The following is a 4,858-nucleotide window of genomic DNA, read 5'->3' as shown; positions in this document are numbered from 1 at the left end:
AGTTCAAGGTGGTCAATGACACCTGCAGTCATGCGGCGGGCGATGAATTGCTGCGCCAGATCGGCGCGCTATTCATCGGCCACGTGCGCGCCACCGATGCCGTGGCGCGACTGGGCGGCGACGAGTTCGTGGTGCTGCTGGAAGACTGCGATGCGGACGCCGCATTGAACATGGCGGAGAGCCTGCGGGTGGCGATCGGCGATCTGCATTTCGCGTTCGGTGAGCGCAGTTTCGCCACCACCGCGAGCATCGGCCTGGTCAGCCTGAGCGCCGACCAGGGCCTGCCCCGCGAAGACATCCTCGGCGCAGCCGATGCCGCCTGCCATCTGGCCAAGGAGAAAGGCCGCAACCGCGTGCAGACCTATCATCTGGACGACGACGAAGTTGCCGTGCGCCAGACCGAGATGTGCTGGGTGAGCCGCATCCAGGCCGCGTTGGCGAGTCACCGCTTTCGACTCTACGCACAGGACATCGTCGACCTGCGTCGCCATAGCCCGCATCGCCACGTGGAACTGCTGCTGCGCATGGTGGGCGAAGACGGCCAGCTGATCCCGCCGCGCGCCTTCATTCCCGCGGCCGAGCGCTACGGCCTGATGCCGTCCATCGATCGCTGGGTCGTGCAGTCGGCATTTGCCGCGCTACGCGATGCCACGGATCGCGGACTGCCCGATATTCCATCGCAATGCGCCATCAATCTTTCGGGCACCTCGCTGTGCGAGGACGGCTTTGCCGTGTTCCTGCGCCAGCAATTCATCGCCTTCGATATTGCACCCTCGTCGATCTGTTTCGAGATCACCGAAACGGCCGCCATTTCGAGTTTGTCGCGCGCCACCGCCTTCATCCACGAGATGCGGGCGCTGGGCTGCTACTTCTCGCTCGATGATTTTGGCGCCGGCATGTCCTCGTTCACCTATCTCAAGCATCTCCCCGTCGACTTCGTGAAGATCGAGGGCAGCTTTGTCAAAGACATGATCGACGACCCGATCGACCACGCGATGGTCGAGGCGATCAACAATATCGGTCATGTCACCGGCAAGCAGACGATTGCCGAATGCGTCGGCACGCCGGAACTGCTCGCGGCCGTGCACCGGCTCGGCATCGATTTTGCGCAGGGCTTCGTGCTGTCCGTGCCGCGCCCGTTTCTGCAGGAGAGCGAAGTCGCGCCAACCGCGTTCAACGCATGAGCGATCAGCGCGTGCGGAAGCCTTCGATGTCCAGTTCCTCGCAGGCTTCGCGAATGACTTCGTCGACCTGCGCACTGGACGGGCCTTGCCACAGCCATCGCTCCAGTTTTTCGATGCACGGTGGCGCGCCGATGGCGACCACTTCGACGCGCCCGTCCTCCAGATTCCTGGCGTAGCCGGACAAGCCGAGCGCCATCGCCTGTTCGCGGGTGCTGGCGCGATAGAACACGCCCTGCACCCGACCTTTGACGAAGAAGCGCACGGCCGCCATGGTCATTTACCCAGGTTGATGGCCTGGCCCAGCGAGGCTTCGTTGACGGTGCCGACGAAACGCTTGGCGACCTTGCCGTCCGGACCGATCAGCCACGTCGTGGGCAGGCCGCGCGGCTCATCGAAATCCTTCAGCGGCTTGTCCATGGTGACCTGGGCCACCGGGTAGCTCACCGGATGCTTGGCGATGAACGCCTTGATGTCGGCCGGGTCGCTATCGTCGTACGCCAGGCCAATGGCGCTGACCTTGTCCTTGTGCACGCTGACGAACTTGGAAATGTCCGGCATCTCCTTGATGCACGGCACGCACCAGGTGGCCCAGTAATTGACGATCACCCACTTGCCGCGCTGCGAGGCCAGGTCGTACGGCTTGCCGTCGAGCGTGGTCAGCTTGATCGAGGGCTGCTCGGGCATGGCGGCATGCGCCGCCCCCGCCATGGCCAGCAGGCCACCCATGACGGCGAGCGTTTTCAACAACTTCATCGCGATGTGTCCTTGGATAAATTCGAGGCCGTCTGGCCCAGCGGATAAGCATGGTGCAATGAGGTGTGCAGCACGCCTTCCAGCGATTGCGCCGCCTCATCGAGTAACGCTAGTAAGTGCGCGGGCAGGCGCAAATCGTTCACGCTCGCTTCCTGGGCCGGATGCAATGGCACGCGGTAGCTGCAATGAGCATATACGCGCATCAGGTCAGTGCTGTCGAGACTGTGCGTGAGCAGCCAGCCGGCGCCCACTTCGCCCTGGATCAGTTTCGCGCGCTGCAGGTCGCCGAAATAATTCACGATGGACGAGCGATGCAGCCGCGGCTCACAGGCGCGCACCGTATCGGGATTGATCTTGCGCCCTTCCCGCTGCGCCTCGATGAAATGTCCCAGCACCACCAGCAGGCCCAGGAAGGCTGCTTGTTCGGGAAGAAATTGCGAAGGCGGCAGATAATCGAAAGCAGACACGGCCGCCGCAATCGACGCGCAAAGGATCACGATCACCCACGAGAGGTAGATCCACAGCAGGAAGATCGGCAGCGCCGCCAGTACGCCATACACCTGTTGATAGGTGTGCGCGTGATGGATGAAGCGCGCGAAACCCCAGCGCGCCAGTTCGAACAAGATCGCGCCCATCAGGGCGCCAATGGCTGCATTGCGCCAATGCACGCGGCGGTTGGGCACCACCATGTAGATCAACATCAGGGTGAGGAAGGTGACCACGAAGGGCAACACCGCCACCACGCGTACCTTCAGGTTGAGCGTGTTCGCGGCATCGCTGAGCATCGGCAACGCGGTAGCAAACGACGCCACCGCAATGCCGCCGACGATCAGGATCGGGCCCAGTGTCAGTGCGGCCCAGTAGAGCAGCAGGCGCGATACCCAGCCGCGTTGCCGCTGCACGCGCCAGATGCGGTTCATGCGGTCTTCGACGCTGACCATCATCGACAACGCACTGAAGAACATCACCAGCACGCTGATGCCAGTGAGCTGGCTGGCGTTGTTRGCGAAACCGTCCAGGTATTCCTGTACGCGTACGCCGGCGGCCGGCATGAAATTGTCGAAGGCGAAACTGATCAGCGTGCTGCGTGCGTCGGCAAAAGCGGGAAAGGCCGCAAAGATCGCCAGCGATGCCACGATCAAGGGCACCAGCGATACCAGGGTGGTGTAGGACAGTGCGCCGGCGGTCTCGAAGCACTTGTCGTCGATGAACCGCTGCCACAGGAACCGGCTGAAGCTCCGCAAGCGGTCGCGATCGAAACGCAAGGCCATGGTGACTCCTTTCAACGTCGAACGCCCTATGGTGGCGCGATCGCTCATGCAGGTGCGTGAACAAGGCGGCAACAGGGGCTTGAACGCCCGTTACACTAACCGATCGAGACACTCACGCCCAACGCCATGAGCCAAGACATCCTGGTCCTCTACTACAGCCGCTCCGGCCACACCGCCCAGCTCGCGCGACTGATCGCGCGTGGCGTGGAGGAGATTCCCGGCATGCGCGCCCGGCTACGCCAGGTGCCGCCGGTGGCGCCTGTTACCGAACTGGCGCAGCCGCCGGAGCCGGAGGAAGGCGCACCGTACGTGACCCGCGACGACCTGGCCGAATGCGCCGGCCTKGCGCTGGGMAGCCCGACCCGCTTCGGCAAYATGGCCGCRCCGMTGAAGTACTTCCTCGACTCCACCGGCGCGGAATGGGCCAGCGGCGTGCTCGCCGGCAAGCCCGCCGCCGTCTTCACCGCGACCAGCACCATGCATGGCGGCCAGGAATCCACCTTGCTCAGCATGGCCCTGCCCCTGCTCCACCACGGCATGCTGCTGGTGGGCCTGCCGTACACCGAGCCCGCACTCACCTCCACCCAGAGCGGCGGTACGCCCTACGGTGCGAGCCACGTGTCCGGCGCCAAGGGCGACAACGCCATCAGCGAACACGAACGCGAACTCGCCCGCGCACTGGGACGCCGCCTGGCGGATGTGGCGCGGCGCCTGGGCTCGGCTGCATGACGACGCCGCTGACTGCCAACTATCGCGTGGGTCTGGTCGCCTGGGCTGCGCTCACGCTGCTCCAGTTGGTGTGGCATGGCTGGCTGTTTCCGGCGCAGAGCATGCCGCCGATGCTGGTGCTCGCCATCACGGTGATCCCCTTGCTGCTGCCGCTGCTCGCTGTTGGCGACGTGCGTCGTGCCTTGCTGTGGGTCGGGATTCTCAGCCTGTTCTATTTCTGCCATGGCGTGAGTGAGGCCTGGAGTGCGCCTGGGGAGCGTTGGCTGGGATGGCTGGAGATCGTGTTTACGTTGACGTTGATTGGGGTGTTGGGGGCGGGGGTGAAGAGGCGGCGGTCGGCGTAAGGACGCGCGCCTTGTCTTCCGTTTGAGCCTGCCTCTTCTTGGCTTGTCGTCCCGCCGGACGCCGGAGGCACCTTTCCACAGCCGAATGGCTGGTCACCCCGATTCGCCAGTCTCCGCTTGGCGCGGCTGCGCGATCTGGCTCGCCTGCCGCGGGCGTTCGTGCCGCTGCCGCCGCTCGAGTTACTTTTCTTTGCTTGCCTACGCATGCGCAGGAGCGCGTGCGAACGGCGAAGCCGGCCCCAAGGGCGGCGGGCAGGATGCCAGGAGTGAAGAAAAGTAGGCAAAAGAAACGGCACCCCGGATGGCACGCCTTCCGGACCTGTGGCCCTCCATGTGCGCGGTCGGGTTGCGCGGCATTGCCGGGCGTGTTTTTTTGTAGGAGCGCACTTGTGCGCGACCAGCCKACGGAGCGGTACATCCAGGTGGTGCGGTCGCGCACAAGTGCGCTCCTACAAGGGGGACGCAGGTYCGTGGATRGCGRATCAATCTTGCCGGTCGGCTCTTCTGTGGGAGCGCACCCTGTGCGCGACAAMCCTACGGAGCGGTACACCGCAGCGTGGCTGTCGCGCACAGGGTG

At 64.3% G+C, this 4,858-nt stretch carries 6 protein-coding genes; 3 read left to right on the top strand and 3 right to left on the bottom strand.

Annotation, left to right across the window (positions count from 1 at the left end; translation table 11 throughout):
* Window positions 1-1,184 (top strand): putative bifunctional diguanylate cyclase/phosphodiesterase (locus AC1DMG_RS19885; protein ID WP_477180960.1); only part of this gene is annotated, 1,184 nt, incomplete at its 5' end.
* Between the two features lie 4 nt (window positions 1,185-1,188).
* Here AC1DMG_RS19885 and AC1DMG_RS19880 read toward each other — a convergent pair.
* The 3 genes from AC1DMG_RS19880 to AC1DMG_RS19870 are packed head-to-tail and all read right to left on the bottom strand — an operon-like array spanning window position 1,189 to window position 3,208.
* Window positions 1,189-1,455, bottom strand: a complete 267-nt coding sequence (locus tag AC1DMG_RS19880; protein WP_441605577.1) for an acylphosphatase — start codon at window positions 1,453-1,455, stop codon at window positions 1,189-1,191.
* A 2-nt stretch (window positions 1,456-1,457) separates the two neighbouring features.
* Window positions 1,458-1,937: a TlpA family protein disulfide reductase gene (locus tag AC1DMG_RS19875; RefSeq protein ID WP_441605578.1), complete on the bottom strand. Its 480-nt coding sequence runs from the start codon at window positions 1,935-1,937 to the stop codon at window positions 1,458-1,460.
* On the bottom strand, window positions 1,934-3,208 hold the full coding sequence (locus AC1DMG_RS19870; protein ID WP_477177745.1) for a YihY family inner membrane protein: 1,275 nt from the start codon (window positions 3,206-3,208) through the stop codon (window positions 1,934-1,936). The genes AC1DMG_RS19875 and AC1DMG_RS19870 overlap by 4 nt, the downstream gene beginning before the upstream one ends.
* Window positions 3,209-3,334: 126 nt before the next feature.
* Between AC1DMG_RS19870 and wrbA the strand changes: the two genes are divergently transcribed.
* Window positions 3,335-3,937 carry an NAD(P)H:quinone oxidoreductase gene (gene wrbA / locus AC1DMG_RS19865; protein WP_477180959.1) on the top strand — a complete coding sequence of 201 codons (603 nt, stop codon included), beginning with the start codon at window positions 3,335-3,337 and terminating at the stop codon, window positions 3,935-3,937.
* Window positions 3,934-4,281, top strand: coding sequence for a DUF2069 domain-containing protein (locus tag AC1DMG_RS19860; protein ID WP_441605581.1), 348 nt, complete (start codon window positions 3,934-3,936; stop codon window positions 4,279-4,281). The genes wrbA and AC1DMG_RS19860 overlap by 4 nt, the downstream gene beginning before the upstream one ends.
* The last annotated feature ends 577 nt before the right edge of the window (window positions 4,282-4,858 follow it).

It is taken from the genome of Dyella sp. 01N36 (assembly GCF_056399745.1).
The sequence above is the reverse complement of the archived record's forward strand: the minus strand, read 5'-3'. Positions and strand labels throughout refer to the sequence as shown.